The sequence below is a fragment of the Calorimonas adulescens genome (genome assembly GCF_008274215.1).
In the GTDB taxonomy this organism is placed as follows: Bacteria; Bacillota; Thermoanaerobacteria; order Thermoanaerobacterales; family UBA4877; genus Calorimonas; species Calorimonas adulescens.
In genome coordinates, this window is the sequence record NZ_VTPS01000005.1 from 38,421 (window position 1) to 63,516 (window position 25,096).

The window sequence follows — 25,096 nt, forward strand, 5'->3', positions numbered from 1 at the left end:
CCATTCTGATATTTGTGAGGGTTTTTAACTAAATAAATTTTACACGATTTCCGATTTAACTTAAATAATGTTGATTACTAAATAGCTCTCCTTTTGTTAGATGGAAAATTAAGATTTGATTCTTTACAAATAGATTGCGAGGGTGAGATAGGCGTCTGGCTTATTTCAGGAAAGGGTGATGAGGACGAGGATTATGTGAAACTCCCTAAGGACGAACTGGAAAATATAGTAAGTTCATTAAATAATTATCTGGAGGCTAGCCGTAAAAAATAGCCCGCTATATCGGGCTTATTACGTGAGTATGCCTATATCTTTTCTAAAGTACATATCTTTAAAATTTACCTTCTTTATTTCACTATATACTGTTTCCCTGGCTTCATCCAGTGTTTCACCTGTAGTGGTGACATTTAATACCCTGCCGCCCGCAGTGAAATACTTGCCATCACGATATATAGTCCCTGCATGAAAGGCAGGCAGGGTGACCTTATCCAGCCCTACTATCTCATATCCTGTCTTATAGTTTCCAGGATAACCTCCTGAGGTAAGGACAACGGTTATGCAGTGTCCATTCTGCCACTCCACATTTATTTCATCCAGTCTTTCACCCATTATGGCAGAGATTATGTCTATCAATGGCGTCTTCAAAAGCGGCAGTATCACCTGCGTCTCCGGGTCACCAAACCTTACATTGTATTCTAACACCCTGGGGCCCTTTTCTGTGAGCATAAGCCCTGCGTACAGCACCCCCCTGTATTTTATTCCATCTTCATTAAAACCATCTATGGTGGGCTTTAATATATTTTCCACAGCGTATCTATAGCTTTCTTCATCCATATACGGGTTTGGAGCTATGTTGCCCATACCTCCTGTATTGGGTCCGGCATCTCCATCGTACGCTCTTTTATAGTCCATGGTTGGTAACATAGGCACCACGGTTTTGCCGTCGGTAAAGGCAAGCAGGGAAACCTCGTGGCCCTCCAGGTATTCTTCAATGACTATCCTCTTCCCCGCCTCACCAAAGCGCCTTTCCACCATAATCTCTTTTATGGCCTCTCCGGCCTGGCCAAAGTCTTCCGCAATGAGGACCCCTTTTCCTGCTGCCAGACCATCAGCTTTTATGACAACTGGATAACTGGCTTTTTTAAGATATGCTGTTGCGTCAGAGGCATTGTCAAAGACCTCATATCCCGCCGTGGGGATTCTATGCCTCTTCATAAAGTCCTTGGCGTATATCTTGCTTCCCTCCAGCATGGCAGCTTTCCTGCATGGTCCGAATATCTTAAGCCCCTTAGCCTCAAAATAGTCAACTATGCCGCCTACCAGCGGCACCTCAGGACCTACAATTGTAATGTCCGCCCTGTTCTCGGCAAATTGAGACAGTGCTTCAAAGTCGTTCACATTGATATTCACATTTTCAGCTATTCCGGCTGTACCCCCATTCCCCGGTACAGCGTATATCTTATCTATCCTGTCATCCTGTCTGAGCTTCCATGCTATGGCATGTTCCCTTCCACCGCTTCCTATCACCAGTACATTCATATAACCCACCTCAATGTTTAAAGTGCCTCATGCCTGTAAAGACCATGGATATACCATACCTATCGCATGCATCTATAGAGCTTTCATCCCTTATAGACCCTCCCGGCTGTATGATGGCTTTTATGCCGGCCTTTGCAGCCTCTTCCACGACATCAGAAAACGGAAAGAATGCATCGGATGCCATTACTGAACCCTTTGCCCTGTCACCTGCCTGTCTTATGGCATTTTCCGCAGCCCATATTCGGCTAACCTGGCCAGGCCCTATCCCCGTGGTCTGTCCACCCTTTGCCAGAACTATGCCGTTGGATTTTATATGTTTTACCACCTTCCATGCAAAGAGAAGGTCTTTTAACTCCTCATCGGTAGGCGAAGCCTTTGTGACCACCTGTATATTACTGTAAAGCCCGTTATCCTCATCCTGTATTAAAAGTCCATCCCTGACACTTTTGAACTCTATGCTGTCACCCCTGTCAACCATTGTTTCTGTCTTTATTATCCTGAGGTTCTTTTTCTCTTTTAACTTTTTCAAGGCTTCATCCTCATAGTCTGGTGCTATTACCACCTCGAGGAAAAGCTCTCCCAGCTTCTCAGCCACATCCAGAGTAACAGTCCTGTTAAAGGCCACAATGCCGCCAAATATGGAGACTGGGTCTGCCTCATAGGCCTTCGTGTACGCCTCCATAAGGTCAACTCCTATCCCTGCTCCGCATGGGTTCTGGTGCTTTAAGGCAACACAGGCAGGCTCATCAAACTCCATGACAGCCTTCATGGCCGCTTCTGCATCACCGATATTGTTATATGATAGTTCCTTGCCCCAGAGAATTTCCGACGATGTTATGCTTGCCCCTGTCTTGATTGGTTTCTCATAGAAAGCCGCAGTCTGATGCGGGTTTTCGCCGTATCTTAAATTCTGTTTCAGGTCGTAGGCTAAAGTTAGCCTTTCCGTATACTTTTCACCGGTCAGACCTCTAAAATAGTCAGCAATCAGGCTGTCATAATAGGCTGTAAGGGCAAAGGCCTTTCTGGCAAGGTACATCCTTTTTTCCAGAGAGATGCCCCCTTTTTTTATATCATCAGTTACCCAATTATAATCCGTCGGGTCTGTAAGGACTATGACGTCCTTGAAGTTCTTGGCAGCAGCCCTGATCATAGACGGGCCACCTATATCTATATTTTCTACGGCCTCCTCGATGGCAACATTCCCCTTTGAAACAGTCTCTTTAAATGGATACAGGTTTACAACAACCATATCTACAGGCTTGATGGACAGGTTCTCCAATGTCCTCATGTCGTCCTCATTTTCCCGCCTGGCCAGTATACCCCCATGGACCTTCGGGTGCAGCGTCTTTACCCTGCCATCCATAATCTCTGGAAAACCTGTGACCTCAGATACATCCATCACGCCTATGCCATTTTCAGCTAAATACCTGGCCGTGCCACCGGTAGAAACTATTACAAATCCAAGGTCCACCAGTTCTTTAGCCAGTTTCTCAATTCCTGTCTTGTCATACACACTTATTAATGCCCTCAATGTGTTTCCTCCTTTTCTATTATCACATGGCTGTCGTCCAGATGAATCCTGTTTTTAGAAAACAGCCTTACCACATAAGGCAGGAGTTTATGTTCCTCCTCAAGGACCCTTGCCTTAAGTGTCTCTACAGTGTCACCGTCCTTCACCTCCACCACCCTCTGCTCTATTATCGGGCCAGCATCTACGCCTCTTGTCACAAAGTGGACCGTGCACCCGGTGTATCTGGCACCTGACTTTAATACCGCCTCATGGACCCTGTCCCCATACAACCCTTTGCCGCAGAATGCAGGTATTAACGATGGATGGATATTTATAATCCTGCCGTGGAATTCATCCACTATCCATCCAGGAAGTATTGTCAAAAATCCGGCAAGTACAACCAGGTCTGGATGAAGAGAGGCAATCTCACTCTTGAGTACCGGAAAGAACCTCTCGTTTAATTCTTTTTTGTCAAGAAGTATGCCCCTTATTGCGTTTTTTCTCGCTCTCTCCAGGGCGCCGCATTCCCTGTCTACTATCAATGCAACTACCTCTCCATCTATATAGCCGGACTTTACCCCGTCTATAATGGATTGAAAGTCGGTACCGTTGCCTGATGCCAATACCGCTATCCTGAAACTCATACTATCTCAACTCCCTCTCTTCTTACAATATTTCCTATAATATACGCCTTTTTCCTCATGTTATCAAGCACTGTCAGGACCTTGTCAGCACTTTCTGGAGAGGTAATAAGTATGAGTCCTATACCCATATTAAATGTCCTGAACATCTCTCTTTCCTCAATCTCACCAGCATCACCTATGAAATAGAAGATGGGTTGGACAGGCCATGTACCCTTCCTTATTATTGCGCCAAGCCCATCGGGCAATATCCTTGGTATGTTGTCATAAAACCCTCCACCTGTGATATGTGCAACCCCCTTTATCTCAACCTCTTCAATGAGCTCCAGCACATCCCTTACGTATATCCTGGTTGGCTTTAAGAGTTCTTCGCCCAGCGTGGTACCCAGGCTGCCTATATACGAGTCCACATGGCATCCCATCTTTTCAAACAACACCTTACGGGCAAGGGAAAATCCGTTGCTGTGAAGCCCCGATGATGGAAGTCCTATAATTATATCCCCCTCCTTAATCCCTCTCCCTGTGATAATCCTGTTCTTCTCTACCACCCCCACAGCAAAACCGGCCAGATCGAACTCGTCGCCGGAGTAAAAGTCGGGAAGTTCTGCTGTCTCACCACCCAGAAGGGCACATCCTGCCATCTTGCATCCATCTGCTATACCTCTTATTACCGCAGCAGCCTTTGCTGCGTCCAATTTTGATGTGGCAAAATAGTCTAAAAAGAAAACCGGCCTGGCCCCAGAGCACACCACGTCATTTACACACATGGCCACCAGGTCTATGCCTATGGTGTCATACCTGTCTGCCATAAAGGCTACCTTCAGCTTTGTCCCTACCCCATCTGTGCCTGATACAAGCACAGGCTCCTTCATATTTGAGAGTTCAAAGAGGCCTGCAAATCCTCCCACGCCTGCCATGACGCCAGGTATATACGTCTCTTTAGCCACAGGCTTTATCATTTCAACAAGCCTGTTGCCCTCATCTATATTTACTCCCGCTTTTCTGTAGTCCAATTCTTTACCTCCTCATATATGATTTCACTGCACAAAGTAGGTAGAGTAAAACGCCCTCTTGCACCCAAATCATACATGTAAACCATTCATCCTAAGCGGCGGCCTCTTAATGTAGGTAGGCCTGGCCACCTCCGGGATCTCCATAGGGTATTTACCTGTGAAGCATCCTGTACAGTAACCATGACCCTTCAATGACCTTATCATGCCGTTCACAGAAAGATAGCCAAGGCTGTCCACACCTATCGTCTGTTTTATCTCATCCACTGTGCTGTAAGAGGCCACAAGCTCCTCCTTCGTAGGTATATCTATACCAAAATAGCATGGAGAAATCACAGGCGGCGCCGCCACCCTCATATGCACCTCTTTTGCGCCGGCGTCTCTGATCATTTTAACAAGTCTCCTGCTGGTATTTCCCCTGACTATGGAGTCATCCACTACCACAAGCCTCTTGCCCCTTATCCTTTCTTTTAAGACGTTGAGTTTCAGCCTTACACCAATCTCACGGAGCTTTTGCTCCGGCTCAATGAATGTCCTCCCAGCATATCTGCTCTTTATAAGGCCCTCGCCCAATGGTATGCCGCTCACCTCTGCAAAACCGATAGCAGCAAAGGTCCCGGAATCGGGCACACCTATCACCATATCAGCATCGGCAGGACACTCTTTGGCCAGTGTCCTGCCAAGTTCTTTCCTGGCCTCATAAACATTGAGGCCTCCAAGCACTGAGTCAGGCCTGGCAAAGTATATATATTCAAAGATGCAGAGATTATTGCTTGACTCCATATACCTGTAGCTCTTTATATCCCCGTTTTCTATTACCACTATCTCTCCGGGTTCTATATCCCTTATATACTCTGCCCCGATGATGTCAAAGGCCACAGTTTCCGACACAATACAAAGACTATCCCCAAGCCTACCCAGAGACAGCGGCCTTAAGCCCCACGGGTCCCTGAAACCTATGAGCCTGTCCTGAGTTAAAAGGGTTATGGAATATGAGCCCTTTACCTCACCCATGCACCTCATTATAGCGCCTACCAAACCGTCATCATGATACCTCGCCAGCAAATGCAGGAAAAGCTCACTGTCCGTTGTTGTCTGGAGTATACTCCCGTTGTCTTCCAGATAATCCTTTATCTCTTCACTGTTTACCAGATTGCCATTATGGGCCAGGCCCATATAACCCTCCCTGTACCTTACCACCAAAGGCTGGGCATTTATCACACCGCTTCCTCCTGCGGTGGAATACCTGACATGTCCTATGGCCATGGTACCTTTCAGTGTATCAATAACACCGCCCTTAAACACCTCTGAGGCCAGGCCTTCATCCTTATAAAACCCTATTGTCTCACCATCAGACACAGCAATACCGGCACTCTCCTGTCCCCTGTGCTGGAGGGCATTTAATGCATAATAGGTAAGCCTTGACGCATCCGGTGTCCCTGCTATACCAAAAACCCCACAGGCCTCTTTCAGCATGGTGGATTACCCCTCTTTAAGTTTCTCAGTCTCTCCAATGAAAAAGCCAGGTCAATGCCGGTAAACCTCAGTGCACAGCCTCCTACCCTTCCCAGTACGGCCGTCTCAATCTCTCTGTCTTCAGCCATGGTAATGAGCGTACACAGCATGTTTTCTTTAACAGTTACTACAATCCTTCCCGGATACTCTGAGAAGAGCTGTACCACCCTGTCACCTTCAGGCAAGACAATATCGGCACCACGATTGCCCAAAAGAGCCATCTCCACCAGTGTCACAAAAAGTCCACCGTCAGATACATCGTGGGCTGCATTTATGATGCCGCATGCTATAAGGTCCCTCAGGAACTTCTGAGTCCTTTTTTCCAGTCTAAGGTCTATAGGATAGAGGGCACCACCATCTATGCCCATAACACTATGCATAAATTCACTGCCACCCAGCTCGGGCTCGTTTCTACCAAGAAGAACCACAATGTCTCCCTCATCCTTAAATGCTGCATCCATTCGCTTATTAATGTCCTCTATAAGGCCGGCCATACCAATAAGAGGAGTGGGATACACTGATACGCCTTCAGTCTCATTATAAAAGCTTACATTACCGCTTATCACAGGTATGCCGAGGATGTTGCAGGCCTCAACTATTCCTCCTACGGCCTCTTTAAACTGCCAGTATGCCTCGTCCTTCTCCGGGTTGCCAAAATTGAGTCCATCCGTTATCCCTATCGGTGTTGCGCCAACGCAGGAGATGTTCCTGGCAGCCTCAGCCACAGCCCTTTTAGCCCCTTCCCTGGGGTCAATGTAACACATAAGGGAGTTGCAGTCTATACTCAAGGCTATCCCCTTTCTGCTGCCCTTTACCCTGAGCAGGGCAGCATCGCATCCTGGAGGTATTACCGTATCAGTCCTCACCATGTGGTCATACTGTTCGTACACCCAGTTCTTGTCTGAAATGTTAAGGTTAGAGAGGACCTTTTCACAGACCTCTCTTATGTTTTCTGTATGCGCAACCTCTACATTTTGAACTTCATCTACATAGGCAGGCCTTTTTACCTCTCTGTAATACACGGGGGCTCCGTCGGCCAGGCTTTTTACAGGTAGACTTACCACTGTCTCTCCCTTGTACATCACTGTATACATCCCATCGTCCGTTACCTCACCTATGACGCTGGACACAAGTCCCCACTTTGCAAATATCCCCTCTACAATATCTCTCTTTTCAGGCTCTACTATTATGAGCATCCTCTCCTGGGACTCGGAGATAAGTATCTCTGCAGCCGACATCCCATCCTCTCTCAGAGGCACCCTGTCCAAATTCAGTATCATGCCGCAGTTGCCGCGCGCTGCCATTTCAGATGAAGAGGATACTATACCTGCCGCTCCCATGTCCTGCATTCCTACTATGGCGTCATGCTTCAAAAGCTCGAGACATGCCTCCAAAAGCAGCTTTTCCATAAATGGGTCTGGCACCTGTACTGCTGACCTCTTTTCCTCATTTTCCCTTTCCAGTTCCTCCGAGGCAAAACTTGCACCACCTATACCATCCCTGCCGGTAGTTGAACCAACCAGCATTACCAGGTTGCCCCTGCCTTTTGCCGCACCTTTTTTGATATCCTTCTGGTCTATTATGCCTACGCACATGGCATTTACCAAAGGATTACCTTTAAATGAATTATTAAAAGAAGTCTCTCCACCCACTGTCGGTATACCCACACAGTTGCCGTAATCACCAATACCTTTGATAATATTGGAGATGAGGCGCACTGTGTGCTCGTCATCTGGGTATCCAAACCTCAAAGAGTCTAAGACAGCTATCGGCCTGGCCCCCATAGCAAATATATCCCTCAATATTCCACCCACACCTGTAGCTGCCCCCTCATAAGGCATAACAGCAGACGGGTGGTTATGGCTTTCCACCTTCATGACAATGGCCTGGCCATCTCCAATATCCAGTATCCCGGCATTCTCCCCGGGCCCCTGTATCACCCTTTCCCCTTTTGTCGGGAGCAACTTTAGCATCTTTTTTGAATATTTATATGCGCAGTGTTCTGACCACATAACCGAGTACAGGGCAAGCTCCGTCTCATTGGGCTCTCTTCCTATCTGCTCAACTATGAGATCATACTCTTTCCGAGTAAGGCCCATCAGGTTCATATCCTCACCCCCAGCGAATTTAAGGCTGACATAAATATATAAAGTCCATCGGTTGCACCCAGTATCTCCTCAGAGCATCTCTCAGGATGAGGCATCATACCAAGGACATTACCTTTCCTGTTTATTATGCCGGCTATACGGTCCATAGAACCATTGACATCCTCTGTATACTTAAATACGATTTGATTATTCTCATAAAGGCTCTTAAGGGTATCACTATCTGCATAATAATTGCCCTCTGCGTGGGCTATGGGCATCCGTAACACTTTCCCCTTGAGCCCCCTTGTAAATACGGTTTCCTGCTCCACCGTCACATCAACCCATCGGCATATAAACTTCATACTGGTATTTCTTAAAAGCACACCAGGCAAAAGCCCAGCCTCACAGAGAACCTGAAACCCATTGCATATTCCTACAAGTAACCCACCATCGTCTGCAAACCTCCTGACATCCTTCATTATGGGTGACAGAGCAGCCATAGCCCCAGGCCTCAGATAGTCCCCGTACGAAAAGCCCCCTGGAAGGACCAGGAGATCTACATCAGGCAGTCTCTCTTCCTTGTGCCATATATAGACCGTGTCAATACCTGCAACGTCATTTAGTACATGAAAGCAGTCGCTGTCGCAGTTAGACCCGGGGAAGACCACCACTCCAGCTTTCATCTTGACACCTCCATGTCGTAGGAGTACTCTTCTATGACAGGATTTACCAGGAGCTTTTCACATATTGCCCTCACCGTATCGTTGGCCCTGTCAATGTCATCACCGCCTATACTGACCTCGATATGTTTTCCTATCCTTACATCCTCCACATCATAGCCAAGACCTTTAAGTGAATTCTTAACGGCCTGGCCCTGGGGGTCCAAGACCCCCTTCTTCAGACTTATCCTTATATTAGCCTTTATCATAGCACACTCTCCCCTGTAAGCCTCTTTAATATCTCATTGTAAGCCTCTTCAACACCGCCCAGATCCCTTCTGAACCTGTCCTTGTCAAGTTTTTCCATGGTGTTCTTATCCCAGAACCTGCATGTATCGGGAGAAATCTCATCAGCCAGAATTACTTCCCCATGATACCTTCCAAACTCCAGCTTGAAGTCGGCCAGTATGATATCCTTATGCAGAAGGTAGTTTGAGAGCACCTCGTTCACTTTTAAAGCCATACCTCTTATTGCAGCCATTTCCGCATCAGTGGCCAGGCCCAGAGCCCTTATGTGGTCGTCATTTATCATGGGATCACCAAGCTCATCGCTCTTGTATGAATACTCTATAACGGGAAATGGAAACTTTATCCCTTCATCAAGCCCCAGCCTCTTTGCTATACTTCCTGCGGAATAGTTCCTCACTATTACCTCTACCGGTACTATCTCCACTCTTTTTACAAGCATTTCCCTCCCCGAGAGCAGCCTTATAAAGTGTGTAGCCACTCCATTTTCCTCTAACAACTTAAAAAAGTGGGCCGATACCTTGTTGTTCACTATGCCCTTGGACACTATAGTGCCCCTCTTCACACCATTAAAGGCAGTGGCATCATCCTTATACTCCACCATAAGCTCATCAGGATTGTCGGTTGAATAGACCTTTTTGGCCTTTCCTTCATATAACAGCTCCATTTTTCCTCCTCCTTATCAGATATTTGCGCCTTTTTATCTCCACAGTCAAATCAAACCCATCCAATACCGCTTTCTTTGACATCAGAATAGAGTCCAAAATCACAACTATGACAGCACCTTTTTCCTCATCTCTTCCCTGTACCTCTTCAGTGCTTCTCCCACCTCGCTGTTACCCAGTGCAATAATCTCAGCCGCCAGCAAGGCTGCATTCTCCGCATTGTCTATACCTACCGTAGCAACAGGCACCCCCTTCGGCATCTCCACTATAGATAATAAAGAAACCATACCGTCTAAGGGTACAGACTTTATAGGTACACCTATAACTGGTATGGTCGTATGGGATGCTATTACACCGGCTAAATGAGCAGCCTTGCCCGCTGCCGCAATAATACAGTCATATTCCCCTTCGGAAGCTATTGCAAAATCCCTTACCTCTTCCGGAGTCCTGTGGGCAGATAATACCTTTACATCGCAGGAAATACCCATTTTCTCCAAAATCTTAAGGCCTCCATCTATTTTCGGCAGGTCTGACCTGCTCCCAACAATAAAGGCAATCTTCTTAAACACGAACATTCCTCCTCCAACAAAAATAGCCCTTAAGGGCGTATAACACCCCCAAGGGCCTATATTCTCACAGGCTCTTTAAAGTGTTACACCCATAGCCAGGGAAGTTTACGGCTTCCCGGTAGAGACCCCTGAACCATATTATCAGGGTTATATGAGTGCATTGAATTGAGATATCTATATATTAACAGATGAATATCTCACTGTCAAGAGATTATACGAATAATTTTATTCATGCATCATATAACGTTCGTATTTTATGCAAATATTATGCTTTACTATAGATGTGTTCAGAAATATATTAAGGTGTTAAGTTAGTATTTTATATGCTAATATTTATTAATATATATCAGCAACCTCCATCAATCTCTTTAACATAGTAACCGCCTGTGCTCTGGTAGCAATTTGATCTGGACCAAACATATTCTGCGGTAGACCATTGACTATACCTAAATTATAGACATTATTTACTGCCTCCAAAGCCCATGCACTGATCTTATCCTTATCATTAAACTCTGCCAAAGCCTTTTCAAGTTGCTTGCCTGTTGCATATTTATATGCCCTAAATATCATTAACGCCATTTCTTCTCTAGTGATGTTTTTGTTCGGCATAAAGTGTTTATCGTCTATACCTGTTATTATACCCGCTTTATATGCTGCGCTTATATCACTGTAATACCATGCGTTACTGGATACATCCTCAAAACGTGCTTGTGTAGAATCGTCGTCCAATTTTAAAGTCCTGACCAATAATGATGCAAACTGAGCTCGTGTGATACTCCGGTCTGGAGCAAAATTAGCCTCATCTATGCCCATAGCTATGTGTCTAGCTGCCATTATTTTTATATCATTTTGTGCCCAATGATTTACAGTATCGGCAAATGTTTTATCGTATTCCATAACCACGTATTTGCTAAAGTGGGTTGTTTTGAAAATAATACTGTCCTCATCAACCACTTTACCACCAATATACACGAACTTACCCGCATCATCTATATAATATACTCCAAGTAGATCCCTGTTTGCACCACTGCCATTATATCTTATTTTCACCGTAACCGGATGATTATTAAAATTGACTTTGCTGCTCTCATTATTATTTACGACCTCCAGGTTGATATCATATACATCCGAAGCAGCTTTATAACCTTTAAGGTCTTCCTTAATTTCAGCTTCTTTAAGCGGTTGAGAGCTTACTTTTACATGGAGAATTGCAAATTCATCCATGTTCTTAAGTTCATCTAAAGGAAGTTCAATATCAACATTTTCTCCTTTTATTGATAGTGTGTCATTATTAATATTCATTATATCTCTCAGGTTTATATTTACTTCATTACCTGTAGAAATACTAACGCTAGAATCAACAATATCTGCGATTGGTGTATTATGATCATTGTCATTGCCTCTGTCCCTATTTTTCCCACCACCACTTGATGTATGTGTGATTGTAACTATGCAACTATCTGTCTTATCACCATCTACAGTGGTAACAGTTATTGTTGCTGTGCCTTCTGATACTGCTGTTACTGTACCGTCCTCACCAACTGTTGCTACAGCTCCATTGCTTGATGACCAGGTCACTCTCTTATCTGTTGCATTCTCAGGCTCTACTGTGGCTATAAGCTTATATGTCTCTCCAACCTTCAGATCTAAGGTCTCTTTGTCTAAGGTTACACCTGTTACCGGTACTGTAGTTGGTGCAGATATTGTAATTTCTCTTGTATCTCTGACCCTAATTCTCTGACCACCACTGAATCCACTAGGGAATCCAACAGCTGTTAAATAGTCACCCACCTTTAATTCCGGTAATGGTCCACTTTGATTTATGATATATCCGTCCACAAAGACCAGAGCCTGGCCACTGCCATCATCAATATAGAATGATGTATCGTTGTACCATTGTTTCAAATATCCTGAGGTCTTTATAAGTTTACCCTGGTTTTCAGGTTTAGATGCGTCTCCCGTCTTAATCTCTTTCGGCAGTAGAGGATCTGTATGGCCAACCTTAATAACATCAACATTATATTTATCAAATGTCAGTTCGTCATTGTTTTCAAATACTGTCCTTCTACCGTATACCCTTACAATATCCCCTGGTTCAAGTTCAGCATTTTCAGGCACTTCATTAAATGCCATTATTCCACCTGTCTCATCCTGTAGATAAAAGGCATCAAAGAATACTCCAGCACCACTTGTAACAACTCCTCTGACCACACCATAAGTTCCTTCAGGCTTATTACGAAAATCGCCAATAGGTGTAAGTGTAATATCATTCTTAGCCAGCCAGTTAAGCAGGTTTAGTGTAAGCAGCTCATTGTCACTGCCAGAACCATATTCATAATTTGAGAAGAAACCTCTACCCGTAACTGCAATGCGGCCATTTCCTATTTCCTGCACGGCCAATATTGGCATTTTTGAAGGATCGCTATATTTGTATGTGGTATCACTGGTATATCCTACCTGGTCAGTCTGATAGCTTGTCGGGTTTGCATAAGCCAAGATTGTAACGCCATCATCGTTTGTTAACTCTTGATTGTTTCTATCCACCAGAGAAGCTCCACTGAAATACCTTAGATTCTGGACACGGTCAACGCACATATTTATCTCATTATCCTCTCTCGGGAAGTTCTGTATCAGAACCGCCCATGGAGATTTGTCTCCTTGATATTGCCTTGATGAATCATTTTCGTATATGTCGTCGAAGTTAATATGAATATTTGCACCTATATTATCAAGTAAAGGATTGCTTACTGTAGGATCATTGTTGTTACTCCCTTTACCAGTGTAAAATAAACCTCCACCATTTTTAACAAAGTCAGAAACATATTGCATTTCTTCATTGGTAAGGTAATTAACAGAACCAATTGGCTGAGTCATAATAAGAACATCTATATTATTCAAAGAATCAACAGTGAATTTGGAAGTATTCTGTACCACTGTAAAACCTGCTTGCCTTAGTTGATCCTGAAGCTCTGTCAGGTTGCCATTAGCATAATCATTGTTATGACCCATGTCTATCATAACTGTTATTCCAAGAGGTTCGTTTACTTTTAAAACAACACTGGCCTGATTATCCGAATCATTATCACCTGAAGGAGCATTTAGTATTTTAGCTATTATAGTTATAGAACCGGCTACATCAGGTGTATATTTTAAAGTTGCAGTAGCATTACCTTTAGGTGATATTGAAGGTACAGTTACAGTACCTATTAAATTTTCATCAGATACAGAGTTTTTGTAAAAAGCAACCTCAATATTGTTTATGGTTTCTACACCCAGGTTTGAAAGTCCTGCAGATAATGTTACCTCTGTATCTACAATACACTGTTCAGGTGAAGTCCCTAATCCCACCATCTTTAAGTCAACCGGCACTTCTGGTGTCCAGAATGGGGCGGAATATGCCCTCTGCCCGTCTTCTTGGGTTACCTTTATAACATACCAGTTATGTCCTGTAGAATCTATAGTGAACTCTCCTTCATAGCTTGTACCAGCGGGGTCAATACTTTCGATAGTCTTACCGGTATTGGTAATCAACTCTATGTTCTTAATTTCATCATTTGTCTTAAAATTAGTCTTCTTAACCCAGTCGTAGGAATCATCTTCCTGAACATCATCCCAGACCTTTACTTTAAAATTTATTTTCCCATCGGACGGAAGTTCACTGCCCATTGGATAACCATTGGCTGTCACTTCTAACCTGAGGTTGGGGTCTTCAACCATGTATACCCTCATATTCTTCATGGCATCAAGAAGTGAATCTGGGGTCAATCTGTCTGCCAGCACAACAGTCCTTCTTGGGGTCTGACCCCACGTAGCATCGTGATTGTCCTCGCCAAATGTCGGCGCCACATGCCAGCCTATGTCCAGTGCTTTATAGTAAATATAATCTGTGTTGACATAAGAATACTCTCCGGAGCCGTTGCCTACCTCCATTATGGAAAAAAGCTTGTCTACATCCGGCTGATAAGGTACAAATCCCCCAAAAGAACCTTCAGGCATTCCGGGGTGGTTAAATTGTGCCACGGCTTCCGGATGAGTCAAAACCCAGGCATAAAACTTTTGAAGGTCCTGGTAAGCCCCACCCTCCTGAATTCTATCTATAAAATTCTCTGTCCCCAGCACGTTTGAATGTCCCCATGTAGTTGACGTCATTTCAAATGACGGGAATACAACAAAGTTTCCACTTTTTATTTCAGGATTATTGGTGTACTCACTTGACAGCTGCTTTTCCAATTGCCAGTCGTTTCCACCCTTTCTTTCAAAAAGAGTGCTGCTGCCAGGTGCATTGACACTGTCATTGGGTCTTAATGAAGGATCTATATCATGGGAATGTTCTGAAAAAGTAAACCAATCGTAGTTGTGGGCTATTGCAGCCTTAAGCGCATCTTCCGGGTTACCTCTTGCATCATGGGAAATTTCAGTATGGTTGTGGGTTGTGCCGACAAAATGCTGGAGAGCTCCCTCCTCCATAATAGTGAATTCCCATGTAATGCTGCTCTCGTTGCCTCTCAAATCCTTTACGGATAAACTGACAGTATGTTTTCCCATATTAAGGTCGCTTTCAGGCTCATATTTTAGATTGCCATTTTTAAAAGTTGCGTCCGGCTTAATATCATTTTCGTCAAGAGTGAACACTATGCTACTTTCATCAATACCCGAAGGGTCTGTTACCGTTGCTGATATTATAGGACGGGCTGAAAATATCACACTGTCCTCAACAGGTAAAATATTAGATATAGACGGTCCTGTAGTATCCGCTGTTATATTTATACTGTATGCCCCGGTCTCAGGTTTTCTGGCTGTGTTTTTCCCGTCACTTGCCTCTATATAATACTCAATACCTGATGTAGTTATAACTTCACCTGGTATTATTGCTGTATAATTGGTACCGGTTGCTGTCATGTCTATGGATGTGAAATCCTGACTATCTTTTACGCGATAATACAACTTTGCTGTCGGGATATTAAGGTCATCGGTAATCACTGCATTTATAGTTATATCAGTTCCCGCCTCTCCCTCTGTAACAGGGGTATGAGTTATTACGGGTGGGGTTGTATCTTCCGGCGGTGCACCAATCGCCAGGTCTCCAGGAACCCTTATTTTTATTTCATATGTGTCTTTGTATATTGCAGGTATGCCATAGACTGTTACATAATTACCTACTGCTATAAAATCAGGTAATGTAAATTTAGGTTGATTGTATATCTGAACCCTGTTTTCTCCCCTGGAATCTGTAACATAAAAATTAGTGCCGGAAATGCTGTCCACCTTTACATTTTGTACCTCAACCAATGTACCTTGAATTTTAGTATCCTTGACCTGGTCCAATGTAATAACATGGGGTGTTGGTAGTTGTACACCCTGTTGTAATATTTCAACACCATTGCCGGAAAAACTCAACTCTCTTTCTCCATTGTATGTGGTCATTTTACCGGTAACCCTCAGCCTATAACCCAGGTCAAAGCTGCTGTTTGCACCATAAATCAATACTCCCGAGGTATCATCTTGAATATATGCGTTACTTGTGCCAAATTTTGCAGTTATAATTCCCTCGACAGTGACATTATCGGTATTGTCCGGTAACGATTTAGCTTCAAGTATTGATATGGTGCCTCTGTTTATAGGCACATTTATCAGACTGCTCTCGGTGGTATCCTTACCGTCAGAGGCCACTATTTTGAATGATGAGGTGATAGAGCCTACTGTAAAACCGGCTGTATACGTCGTACCATTGTAGACAGCCATGCTTACAGTAGAAAACTCCTGGGCGCTATCGTTTTTATAGTATACCCATGCCTCAACCGTATCATCACTATCTATATCAGATATGTCAGCAAAGATAGAAATATTACTGTTGGGCTCTGGTTTCTCCGGTGTAAAATTTATATTTTCTATAGATGGTCTATTATTGGAAGGCGGATTTGGACCTTCGGATGGTTCTTTTGGCGATTGGCTGTTTTGCGGTTCAGGTGCTCCGGTAACAAAATCTGCTTTATTATCTTCCGTATCCCATCCGTTGCCGTTATTTTTTCCATCAGCAGTTGGATCTGAACCATCATTGGCTCTACGCTGAACACTGGTTGTATTGGATGGGGAACTGGTTGGACCCGAGCCTTCATAATCATTAGCGCCTCCATAGCCAACAAAATCAACAACATCCTCATCTGATTTACCTGTAATTGGTTGCGTATTTTTAACCAGAGCGACTTTGCCTTTTGTGCCCGACATATTTATGCTGCCAGCAGCATCTGGAGTTGGCAGTGCATCTCCGGCAGAACCACCAGATTCCTGCACCAGATAATAACCGTGTGATGCTATTGTGCCGCTAAGTACTGTTACATTCCACGAAGTTCCAGTTGCAGAAGCATACTGAACAGACCAGCCATCAAGTGAAACATCCTCTCCAGTTGGATTATAAAGCTCTATAAAGTCATTCCTATAAGGGACTTCAGAGATTCCACCTCCTCCATAAACTTCACTTATTACAACATGATCAGCGGCTGCTGCCTGTACATTATTTGAAGCAAAGAGGTTAAAAGGCATCATGCTAAATAACATAGCTAATATTAGAATTAAAGAAGCATAGAATCTATTACTCCTATTCAGTCTTATGAACATCATTATTCCTCCAATCCCACTGAATCTGATTACCCCCGGTTTTACTATGTTGTCTTGAATAGATAGAATTACAAAATTTGTAAAACATTACATAAAACCTGCTTAAAAAGCACTTGCCTGCACTTATCATCTCCCCCTATCTAATATCAGATGTCTTACAATTAATATTCTATATAAACCTTGAAAATCCTCCCTCATTATGTAAAAAATAAAAAATATATACTATACTTTATTACCTGATCCATCTGATATTAATAACTATTTTTCATCAAAATCAATGATTATTATACTCTAATTATTAGACAGTATTAGAACGTTTTATAATCAAATGGGTACTGCTAAAATCCCACAGGTAACCATAGGTCCCAGGGCATATATTTCATACTTCACATTATCTGCTATAATCTTTCCCCACATCTCTTCATAAAACCTATTATTGCAACTTTTAAAATAATAAATGCTATAAACATCACGATAACATACAAGAAACCCAAGGTTGGAGCAAATTTACGAACAAATGAAAAGGCAGCTGCAATATCAGACATTGGTTCCATCGCTTGCCAGCCTCTTCACATATATCCAATTGTTCCTTTTTTTACCCATCTCCTTTATGCCCATAAAAAGATTATATGCAACCAACAAACCCAATATAATAGTCCAATTCATTCATATTCTGGATTGTTTTAAATTATACATCCTATTTGTAAAATTACTGTTATCTTTATATTAAAATAAAGTTAAATCGGCTTGATGCAGAATCAAATTCATGGTAAAACTGTCATAAGGAGGTGTAGTCATAAATCATGAATGAAATTGAAATGGCATTAGGGTTTTATAAAGAGGAGTTTAATGCTGCAAAGCTCTATTCCTATCTGTCGCAGATTGAAAAAGACGAAGAAAACAAAAAGAAATTCAATGAGCTCTACCAGATAGAAGCAGAACATGTGAAGTTCTGGTATAAATTTTTGAAGGACAGGGGTTATACCCTTTCCGAGCGTGTCAGTTCATTTAGTCTGATCTGGTCTAAGTTTCTACGCTCTATACTTGGGCCACGTCTTTACACCTCTTTCTTAGAGATGACGGAGTCCACCAGTACAGAGACATATTACGAATTTTTAACCTCGGTAGAGATGTCCGATACTGAAAGGGAGAACCTGAAAAAGATAATAGAGGACGAACTTGACCATGAGAATTTTTTTGAGGGTGTACAGAATGCTCTACCTGTTGGTAACATAAGGGATTTTATAATGGGTATGAACGACGGTATAGTGGAACTGCTGGGCGCCGTGACAGGGTTGTCCGCTGTATATCCGACAAATCCTCTTTTCGTGGGTATAAACGGGCTTGTGGTCGGCCTGGCCGGAGCTCTCTCTATGGCCATAGGCACATTTATATCCGTAAGGTCTCAAAGACAGGTAAACGAAGGCATAAAGAAAAAAATGTCCCTTCTCTTCAGTGTATCCAAGGAGAGGGCCAAACGAGAACTTATCAATAAACTGGCTGAGTCAGGTATGCCCGAAGATATGAGCAACGAGGTTGCCGAAAGGATAGGGGAAAATGAGGATTCAATGATTGGGTTACTGGTCGAAGAGTCTGATGAGAATGAACTAAGGTCTGCTATCTTTACCGGCCTGGCCTACATCATCGGCGTTGTATTCCCTGTGCTGCCCTACTTCTTGATGGGTTCATCCTTCTCTGCCCTGGCTTTATCTGCGCTTTTAGCCGGCCTGGCCCTGGCCATTGTGGCCTCAGTAGTATCTCTGACCGCTGGAAACCCCAATATAAAGGGCAAGATTGCAGAGATGGTAATATCTGGCCTTGGTGCCGCAGTAGTATCATACCTCTTCGGTCTTTTGGTACAGGGTGTATTCGGAATAAGTGCATAGAATCTGTTACAGTTGGCATCAGGAGCACAATAATGTGGCTCCGGATGCCAGCTTCCTTCCCTATAGGCTATCTAAAGCACATCCCTGATTGCCTTGTACCACTCACGGCTCATCATGGCACATTTATTAGCAGAAATAAATAGGCCTCAAAGCGTCGATAATACAACTATCATATTTCATGTTTACTTCTCGATAATAAAAACTTAAATGCTGTTTTAATTAAAGTGATAATAAGAACCACTATCGTAATTTCAGCAACTAAAAAAGTTGGTTCTAGTAAATAATAAGTAGAAAATATAACATGAAGAATAATACTAACGATTATAATAGACAACAAAGAAATAAAACTTATAATTAAGTATTCATTAACACCTTTATATTTTTTGTTTCTATACTTAATAATGTTTAATACCAAATACATTACATTAATTATAATTAATAGATTGTCCATAAACGAGGTTAGAGTTGTAATATTGTGCGCTTTCTCAAAATAGAATTTTTGCTGTTCTGGATATGTATTAAACAATATAAACAGCTTATTTTTTGAAACCTCTAAATATAAATAAATTGCATTTAAAACATAGAAGATCAATAAATATAATTTAGCTAATTTGTTATCCTTTAAGTATATATAGTTTTTTAATTTAATTGATAAATTAGACATGATAAGCCCCCCAAGTAAATCTATTGCTAGCTCGTTGCAGAACACTACAACTCGCATAGATGCTACATTTTTATATATTGAAATGGCTGGATTCTCCTCATTTTGGGTATATATATTGTGAATATAACCGAACTCAAATTGAAAGGAGAATTCTATACAAAAAGCGTAGAAAGCTTTACTCAGAAAGACTCCCAGGGATTGTCTTCCATATAGTAAAATATTTAGAATATTGTGTATCACTGATGCTAATAGTAGATGTCATAGAATTGTTTTGCTTTTGAAAAACATAGCCACCATTGTATTGACCTCTATATTTAAACCCTTTGCTTTCTATAAATGAAATTATTGAATCGGCACCACCATCTGTTTTTGTTATATACCTTGCTGAATCTATCGGTACTACATTATTATTGGATAGCAGGAGATTAATGATACCTCTGAATATAGGTATTGGGTTGCCCTCCCGAAATATGGCGGAGCCGAAGATAAAATATAATGCTGCCAAAATTAAGGCTATTACAACGCAAAGAATTAATAACTTATTTTTCATTCACTTATTCCCCCCTCCTTTTTAAGGTAGTGTTAAAAGTATTTATATGCTATGATCTATATTACATTATATATCTTGCTTATGCGTATGCCTTTACCCCCTATTATTGCGGCAAACCTCTTTCCAAAAAGCGTGACCGTAAGAATTTCTTCGTTTATATCTGTGTAAATATGCATTGCCCTTTTTATGTCCATAACCTTACTTCTATGTACAAACCCTTCTATGCCTTCTTCTACTGATCTTCCTCATATCAGAAACCCTAAGTATGTCTTTGATCTTATTTTTACATATTATATCAATTATGGTTTGAGTACCAGGTAGAAAGCTTCTGTCTTGTATTATATATATAATATCGGGTGCCTCATCAAGCTGTGGCTAATTATGCTGCTTTTGTTGGCAGGATATTAAAACCCTTCATCGATAACTATCTTTGTGACTAAAACTGCTTATGATAAATACTCACAAATACGTTAATCGGTGTTTATTATTAAGGTTTTGCATATACTATCATTTACATAGTTATAATTATTTTTTTAAAACAGATTTATCTTATTAGATTAAACTTTTCTTAATATCAAGGAGAAATGTCAATAATAAATCAAATTATAGTATTCTATATATAATACATTATATATTGTAAATTATCATAAATCATTCTATAATATTTAAAATATAACTAAGGGTTATTATATATTGAACTCTGTGCCCATTATGTAATAACCCTTACTGCTAAATACAGCTAATATAAATCAGTTAGACCAATATTTATTGCATAAGTCTTAGCTTTCGTGGTAAGATAAACCATACCGCTAACTGCGGCGCTAACCTCTACGATGTCAAGTCCTTTGGTAATTCCGAGTGATGCACTAACAGAATATTTAAGAACAGCGGTTTGACTAATTCTTGCAGAAGTAGAAGTATTTTCGATATTAAATCCACCACCAATTATTTCTGCAACGCTAAAACCTGGTATATACATTATGGGTTGTCCAATGCTTTCAATTTGAATTGGTTTGTTATACGCATTGCTCCAAAGATATTTTACTTCGGTTGCAATATTAACTCTGAAAACTTTTTTATTGCTATTGATATCTCCTGCTTTTTTATCAATCGTTTTATATCTTATTTCTTCATCCTGGACCATCGGGCTATTTTTTAGTAACGAATATATTTCTTCATCGTTAATTTTTTTTGCTTCTTCAAAAGTAATTCCTTTTTGTTGAGCTATACTTGCAATATATCTTTCTTCTGTATTTGGAGCATAATCAAATGGATTAGTTGACTTCGTGTTGCTTTCGTGAGAAACAGTTGGCGTATTGATTATAGTATCTACAGAATATGTTTTATCTAAATCTTTATCTGCTGCATAAACCTCCATATTAAAATTTGCTGAAATTATGCTTAGAATTAACGCAATTGCAAAAATCACACCATACAGTTTTTTATATTTTTTAAACATGTCTTTCCCCTTTTCATTCTAATAAATTTATATAAACTAGGTCTATCGATTTACGACCATACTTATGCTTAGACAAATTACGTTTTAATGATCAATCCTCAATTTTCATCCCTCTTTCCTTAAAATATTGTGTTATGTTGTATAATAATACATGTAATTATAGTCAATTATAGATACCCATTGGACCCATCTCCTTTTGACTTTTCATATTTATATTATTCTACATAACTTTTTATTTTCCTGCATGTTTGGAACAACTGTTCGATTTCGAGGTATGAACGGTAGATCAAAGGTAAAATTAAATGAAAAATGTCGTTTATTATCAATGATTTAAAACTTAATTTTAATACAAATCGATATGCTTCTCCTCTATTTTTATCAGAATACTTTTCTTCTATATTTCGGAGCAAATACTATGTGATATTTACAATTCCATTTGGTATGTGATAAACTATGAATATCATTATTCATAATGATAATAACCTTCTTGTGATTTTTAATTTGTAGTTGACAGACCACAAATCTATTTTATCACCTGGAGGTTATTTTTGGAGAATCATCGCCAAAGCTTCACTGAACCCCTGGCCGAACCAGGGGTATTCATATACAAAAAGAGGCCTGGCCGCCTCCCGCCTTCAGACACCGTGAGAAGGCTCTACTTTGAACTCCTGACCCTGTTAAACGGTACCTGCCTTCCGCTAAAAACGTCAATGACGTCGAGGAATATCATGGCAGCGGTGTCTGACAGATGGCCCGATACAGCGGATGACATAGCTGTATTCACAGACTGCTACGAAAAGTTGAGATATGAAAAGAAAACCATGGATGCCGAGGAGCTAAAGTATGCCAAGACCCTTTTCGACAACATAAAAAGTTTTATAATATCACCTGACACAAAAGGAGATGTAAAATATGCACGTGATGATAGAAAACAGGGATTATGAATTTCCTGCAGGTACAAAAATCATAGATATGGCAAGAGAGGTATTAAAGGACAAATACACAAAGGTACTCGCAGCCACACTGGACAACAGATTTGTAAATCTCCATCAAAAGGTAGACAGGGACTGCAGCATAGGGTTTATTGACCTCTCAGGTGAAAACGGCGAAAGGATATACGCCAGGAGCCTTGCCTTTGTACTCTCTAAGGCTGTCAAGGACCTTTATCCTGAGGGTACCCTTACCGTAGAGCACTCCCTTGGTAATGGTCTGTACTGTGAAATAAACAATGTCAGGATAACGGAGACAATAGCAAGCAAATTGGAGGCCAGGATGGCTGAAATCGTAAAACAGGATATCCCGTTGATTCCAGAGACCGTCCCTGTTGATGAGGCAATAGAACGGTTTTCAAAGGAAGGTTCCCGTGAGAAGGCCGAAATAATAGGATATTCCAGCAAGAAATCTATTGATATTTACTCTATAGACGGCTATACTGACTGTCTTTACGGCCCACTCGTACCGTCCACCGGTTATTTGAAGCTATTCAAGCTCAGGTGTTATCTCCCCGGACTTTTAATCCTCTATCCCCACGGGGATAGCCCGGATACAATACCCCCATTCAGGGACCTGCCGAAGCTGGCAGCAGTATTTAAAGAGAGTGAAAACTGGGGAAGGATACTTAATATAAGCTATGCAGCATCTTTGAACAGGGATATTGAAACAGGCCAGGCCAAAGACCTCGTCCTTATTTCCGAGGCACTCCATGAAAAAAAGATAGCTGAGATAGCAGACATGATATCCAGAAATAGCGAAGGTACAAGGCTGATATGTATAGCAGGGCCCTCATCCTCTGGAAAGACTTCCTTTTCCAAAAGGCTCAGCATACAGCTCCGTGTTAATGGTCTGCGGCCGCTCCCCATATCCCTTGATAACTTTTACCTCCCAAGGGAATTATGTCCAAGGGATGCAAATGGTGAGTATGACTTTGAGTCCATTGAGGCCCTCGACCTTAACCTCTTTAACGAGACCATGAAGTCGCTCATACAGGGGAATGAGGTGAGGCTACCGGTCTTTACATTTAAGTCCGGCATAAGAGAGTTTACCGACCCCATAAGAATCGATGAAAACCAGCCAATAATTATAGAGGGAATCCATGGACTAAACGAAAGACTGACCTCTTCCATACCCAAAAACATGAAATTTAAGATATATATAAGTGCGCTGACTCAGATAAATATTGATGAGACCAACAGGATACCCACTACATACAGCAGACTGATACGCAGAATAGTAAGGGATTATAAGTTCAGGGGTGCCTCAGCCCTGGAGACACTTAAGATGTGGGATGAGGTAAGAAAGGGAGAGGAAAAAAACATATTTCCTTACCAGGAGGAGGCCGACGTAATGTTCAACTCCTCACTGCCATATGAGCTTCCGGTATTAAAAAGATATGCAGAACCACTGCTCATATCAGTGCCCGACACAGTACCGGAATATTCTATAGCCTCTACGCTCCTTAATATACTGTCCTTTTTCCTTCCCATGGATGATGAGTCTTTCATACCTCATAACTCTATACTGAGGGAGTTTATTGGCGGGAGTTGCTTCGACGTTTATTAGGCGGGTCAACAAGGGTCATGGCCAGACCAGCAAACATGATGAGCATACCAACTATTGAATTAGGGCTGGGCACTTCGTTTAAGACCAGTGCCCCAAGTATAACCCCAAACGTCACCTCCTGGGTGGATATAAGGCTGGCATAGGTAGGATGCACATACCTGACACCTGCGTTGTACAGCGTGTGGCCCATGGCCGTAGGCAAGAGCCCAAGAAGTATTATTGATACTATGTGGACAGCTCTCAATGGGATCACAAAGCCCACGAGAGAGAATGGGAGCAAGAATATGGCTGCAAAAAGATACACCCAGAACACATATTTCAGGAGTGGATAATTATTTCTCTCTCTCCTTCCGGCAACTGAATATAGAGCATAGCATATAGCAGAAATCACAGCCATGGAATCTCCCATCAGCATCTTGATGTTTATGGTAGCCTCAAATCCAGCCAGCACCACCATTCCTATCAGTGTAACAGCTATGCCGGCGTACTTGTATGCCGGCAGCTTTTCTTTAAGTATATAAGCAGTCAAAATTGTCACAAACACTGGAGACAGATAGACCAGACTCAATGAATGGGCTATAGTGGTATAAAACAATGACTGATTGTAAAAATAAAAATGAAAAGCCGTTATAAGGCCATAGATAAAGAACTTTGTGTACTCCTCTTTCTTTAGCGACATGTGAATCCCGGTGAACCTTGCTGCAATGTATATGAAAAATGAACCGGCAAAAAGCCTTAAGGACGCAATCTCAGCAGCCGGAATCCCAACAGCCAGACGTGTAAAAATGGCACTGGTCCCAAAAAAGAAAGTGCCTATGAGCGTCAGCAGCAAACCCCTTTTTGAATCCTCCATAATCTCTAC

At 42.0% G+C, this 25,096-nt stretch carries 20 protein-coding genes, 1 pseudogene and 1 riboswitch; of the genes and pseudogenes, 3 read left to right on the forward strand and 18 right to left on the reverse strand.

Going from position 1 to position 25,096, the window contains the following annotated elements:
* Positions 1-291: 291 nt before the first annotated feature.
* From purD to FWJ32_RS13280, 12 genes are all read right to left on the reverse strand, one after another.
* Positions 292-1,539 carry a phosphoribosylamine--glycine ligase gene (gene purD, locus FWJ32_RS04510; protein ID WP_149544784.1) on the reverse strand — a complete coding sequence of 416 codons (1,248 nt, stop codon included), beginning with the start codon at positions 1,537-1,539 and terminating at the stop codon, positions 292-294.
* 10 nt (positions 1,540-1,549) lie between these two features.
* Positions 1,550-3,070 (reverse strand): bifunctional phosphoribosylaminoimidazolecarboxamide formyltransferase/IMP cyclohydrolase, encoded by a 1,521-nt coding sequence (purH, locus tag FWJ32_RS04515; RefSeq protein WP_149544785.1) that lies wholly within the window; start codon positions 3,068-3,070, stop codon positions 1,550-1,552.
* Positions 3,067-3,693 (reverse strand): phosphoribosylglycinamide formyltransferase, encoded by a 627-nt coding sequence (purN, locus tag FWJ32_RS04520; protein WP_149544786.1) that lies wholly within the window; start codon positions 3,691-3,693, stop codon positions 3,067-3,069. The genes purH and purN overlap by 4 nt, the downstream gene beginning before the upstream one ends.
* The gene (gene purM, locus FWJ32_RS04525; protein WP_149544787.1) at positions 3,690-4,703 is read right to left on the reverse strand and encodes a phosphoribosylformylglycinamidine cyclo-ligase; all 1,014 of its coding nucleotides are present in this window, start codon (positions 4,701-4,703) and stop codon (positions 3,690-3,692) included. The genes purN and purM overlap by 4 nt, the downstream gene beginning before the upstream one ends.
* Positions 4,704-4,772: 69 nt before the next feature.
* Positions 4,773-6,176 carry an amidophosphoribosyltransferase gene (gene purF, locus FWJ32_RS04530; protein WP_149544788.1) on the reverse strand — a complete coding sequence of 468 codons (1,404 nt, stop codon included), beginning with the start codon at positions 6,174-6,176 and terminating at the stop codon, positions 4,773-4,775.
* Positions 6,170-8,323 carry a phosphoribosylformylglycinamidine synthase subunit PurL gene (gene purL, locus FWJ32_RS04535; protein WP_149544789.1) on the reverse strand — a complete coding sequence of 718 codons (2,154 nt, stop codon included), beginning with the start codon at positions 8,321-8,323 and terminating at the stop codon, positions 6,170-6,172. The genes purF and purL overlap by 7 nt, the downstream gene beginning before the upstream one ends.
* Entirely contained in the window at positions 8,320-8,985 is a 666-nt protein-coding gene (gene purQ, locus FWJ32_RS04540; RefSeq protein ID WP_149544790.1) for a phosphoribosylformylglycinamidine synthase subunit PurQ, read from the reverse strand. The genes purL and purQ overlap by 4 nt, the downstream gene beginning before the upstream one ends.
* Positions 8,982-9,230, reverse strand: coding sequence for a phosphoribosylformylglycinamidine synthase subunit PurS (gene purS, locus FWJ32_RS04545; RefSeq protein ID WP_149544791.1), 249 nt, complete (start codon positions 9,228-9,230; stop codon positions 8,982-8,984). Before purS ends, purQ begins: the two co-directional genes overlap by 4 nt.
* On the reverse strand, positions 9,227-9,934 hold the full coding sequence (gene purC / locus FWJ32_RS04550) for a phosphoribosylaminoimidazolesuccinocarboxamide synthase (protein WP_149544792.1): 708 nt from the start codon (positions 9,932-9,934) through the stop codon (positions 9,227-9,229). Before purC ends, purS begins: the two co-directional genes overlap by 4 nt.
* 105 nt (positions 9,935-10,039) lie before the next feature.
* Positions 10,040-10,507 (reverse strand): 5-(carboxyamino)imidazole ribonucleotide mutase, encoded by a 468-nt coding sequence (purE, locus tag FWJ32_RS04555; RefSeq protein WP_149544793.1) that lies wholly within the window; start codon positions 10,505-10,507, stop codon positions 10,040-10,042.
* Between the two features lie 66 nt (positions 10,508-10,573).
* Positions 10,574-10,676, reverse strand: a riboswitch (purine riboswitch).
* 161 nt (positions 10,677-10,837) lie between these two features.
* On the reverse strand, positions 10,838-17,116 hold the full coding sequence (locus FWJ32_RS04560; protein WP_149544794.1) for an S-layer homology domain-containing protein: 6,279 nt from the start codon (positions 17,114-17,116) through the stop codon (positions 10,838-10,840).
* A 398-nt stretch (positions 17,117-17,514) separates the two neighbouring features.
* Entirely contained in the window at positions 17,515-17,670 is a 156-nt protein-coding gene (locus FWJ32_RS13280) for a hypothetical protein (RefSeq protein WP_162523499.1), read from the reverse strand.
* 249 nt (positions 17,671-17,919) lie between these two features.
* Here FWJ32_RS13280 and FWJ32_RS04565 point away from each other — a divergent pair, with 249 nt between their 5' ends.
* Positions 17,920-19,002 (forward strand): VIT1/CCC1 transporter family protein, encoded by a 1,083-nt coding sequence (locus tag FWJ32_RS04565; RefSeq protein ID WP_203227579.1) that lies wholly within the window; start codon positions 17,920-17,922, stop codon positions 19,000-19,002.
* Between the two features lie 169 nt (positions 19,003-19,171).
* Here the strand turns inward: FWJ32_RS04565 and FWJ32_RS04570 are convergent, their stop codons facing one another.
* The 5 genes and pseudogenes from FWJ32_RS04570 to FWJ32_RS04585 all read right to left on the reverse strand — a co-directional run.
* Positions 19,172-19,666, reverse strand: coding sequence for a hypothetical protein (locus tag FWJ32_RS04570; RefSeq protein WP_149544796.1), 495 nt, complete (start codon positions 19,664-19,666; stop codon positions 19,172-19,174).
* A gap of 175 nt (positions 19,667-19,841) precedes the next feature.
* Entirely contained in the window at positions 19,842-20,216 is a 375-nt protein-coding gene (locus FWJ32_RS04575; protein WP_149544797.1) for a hypothetical protein, read from the reverse strand.
* Positions 20,217-20,272: 56 nt separating this feature from the next.
* A complete protein-coding gene (locus tag FWJ32_RS13285) occupies positions 20,273-20,410 on the reverse strand; it encodes a hypothetical protein (RefSeq protein WP_162523500.1) in 138 nt (45 codons plus the stop codon).
* Between the two features lie 545 nt (positions 20,411-20,955).
* The gene (locus FWJ32_RS04580) at positions 20,956-21,675 is read right to left on the reverse strand and encodes a hypothetical protein (protein ID WP_149544798.1); all 720 of its coding nucleotides are present in this window, start codon (positions 21,673-21,675) and stop codon (positions 20,956-20,958) included.
* A gap of 384 nt (positions 21,676-22,059) precedes the next feature.
* Positions 22,060-22,146, reverse strand: a pseudogene (locus FWJ32_RS04585) (IS200/IS605 family transposase); the annotation flags it as partial.
* A 77-nt stretch (positions 22,147-22,223) separates the two neighbouring features.
* Here FWJ32_RS04585 and FWJ32_RS04590 point away from each other — a divergent pair.
* Entirely contained in the window at positions 22,224-22,619 is a 396-nt protein-coding gene (locus tag FWJ32_RS04590) for a DUF4129 domain-containing protein (RefSeq protein WP_162523501.1), read from the forward strand.
* Entirely contained in the window at positions 22,588-24,234 is a 1,647-nt protein-coding gene (locus FWJ32_RS04595) for a nucleoside kinase (RefSeq protein WP_149544800.1), read from the forward strand. The genes FWJ32_RS04590 and FWJ32_RS04595 overlap by 32 nt, the downstream gene beginning before the upstream one ends.
* Here the strand turns inward: FWJ32_RS04595 and FWJ32_RS04600 are convergent.
* Positions 24,203-25,087 (reverse strand): DMT family transporter, encoded by an 885-nt coding sequence (locus FWJ32_RS04600; protein ID WP_149544801.1) that lies wholly within the window; start codon positions 25,085-25,087, stop codon positions 24,203-24,205. The two genes, FWJ32_RS04595 and FWJ32_RS04600, sit on opposite strands and share 32 nt — an antisense overlap.
* Positions 25,088-25,096: the final 9 nt, after the last annotated feature.

What these genes read in the sequence shown, in the direction of transcription:
- purD (WP_149544784.1), bottom strand. Translation starts at nt 1,539, where the DNA reads ATGAATGTACTGGTGATAGGAAGCGGTGGAAGGGAACATGCCATAGCA.
- purN (WP_149544786.1), bottom strand. Translation starts at nt 3,693, where the DNA reads ATGAGTTTCAGGATAGCGGTATTGGCATCAGGCAACGGTACCGACTTT.
- purF (WP_149544788.1), bottom strand. Translation starts at nt 6,176, where the DNA reads ATGCTGAAAGAGGCCTGTGGGGTTTTTGGTATAGCAGGGACACCGGAT.
- purL (WP_149544789.1), bottom strand. Translation starts at nt 8,323, where the DNA reads ATGAACCTGATGGGCCTTACTCGGAAAGAGTATGATCTCATAGTTGAG.
- purQ (WP_149544790.1), bottom strand. Translation starts at nt 8,985, where the DNA reads ATGAAAGCTGGAGTGGTGGTCTTCCCCGGGTCTAACTGCGACAGCGAC.
- purS (WP_149544791.1), bottom strand. Translation starts at nt 9,230, where the DNA reads ATGATAAAGGCTAATATAAGGATAAGTCTGAAGAAGGGGGTCTTGGAC.
- purC (WP_149544792.1), bottom strand. Translation starts at nt 9,934, where the DNA reads ATGGAGCTGTTATATGAAGGAAAGGCCAAAAAGGTCTATTCAACCGAC.
- purE (WP_149544793.1), bottom strand. Translation starts at nt 10,507, where the DNA reads ATGTTCGTGTTTAAGAAGATTGCCTTTATTGTTGGGAGCAGGTCAGAC.
- FWJ32_RS04560 (WP_149544794.1), bottom strand. Translation starts at nt 17,116, where the DNA reads ATGTTCATAAGACTGAATAGGAGTAATAGATTCTATGCTTCTTTAATT.
- FWJ32_RS13280 (WP_162523499.1), bottom strand. Translation starts at nt 17,670, where the DNA reads ATGGAACCAATGTCTGATATTGCAGCTGCCTTTTCATTTGTTCGTAAA.
- FWJ32_RS04565 (WP_203227579.1), top strand. Translation starts at nt 17,920, where the DNA reads ATGAATGAAATTGAAATGGCATTAGGGTTTTATAAAGAGGAGTTTAAT.
- FWJ32_RS04570 (WP_149544796.1), bottom strand. Translation starts at nt 19,666, where the DNA reads ATGTCTAATTTATCAATTAAATTAAAAAACTATATATACTTAAAGGAT.
- FWJ32_RS04575 (WP_149544797.1), bottom strand. Translation starts at nt 20,216, where the DNA reads ATGAAAAATAAGTTATTAATTCTTTGCGTTGTAATAGCCTTAATTTTG.
- FWJ32_RS13285 (WP_162523500.1), bottom strand. Translation starts at nt 20,410, where the DNA reads ATGGACATAAAAAGGGCAATGCATATTTACACAGATATAAACGAAGAA.
- FWJ32_RS04580 (WP_149544798.1), bottom strand. Translation starts at nt 21,675, where the DNA reads ATGTTTAAAAAATATAAAAAACTGTATGGTGTGATTTTTGCAATTGCG.
- FWJ32_RS04595 (WP_149544800.1), top strand. Translation starts at nt 22,588, where the DNA reads ATGCACGTGATGATAGAAAACAGGGATTATGAATTTCCTGCAGGTACA.
- FWJ32_RS04600 (WP_149544801.1), bottom strand. Translation starts at nt 25,087, where the DNA reads ATGGAGGATTCAAAAAGGGGTTTGCTGCTGACGCTCATAGGCACTTTC.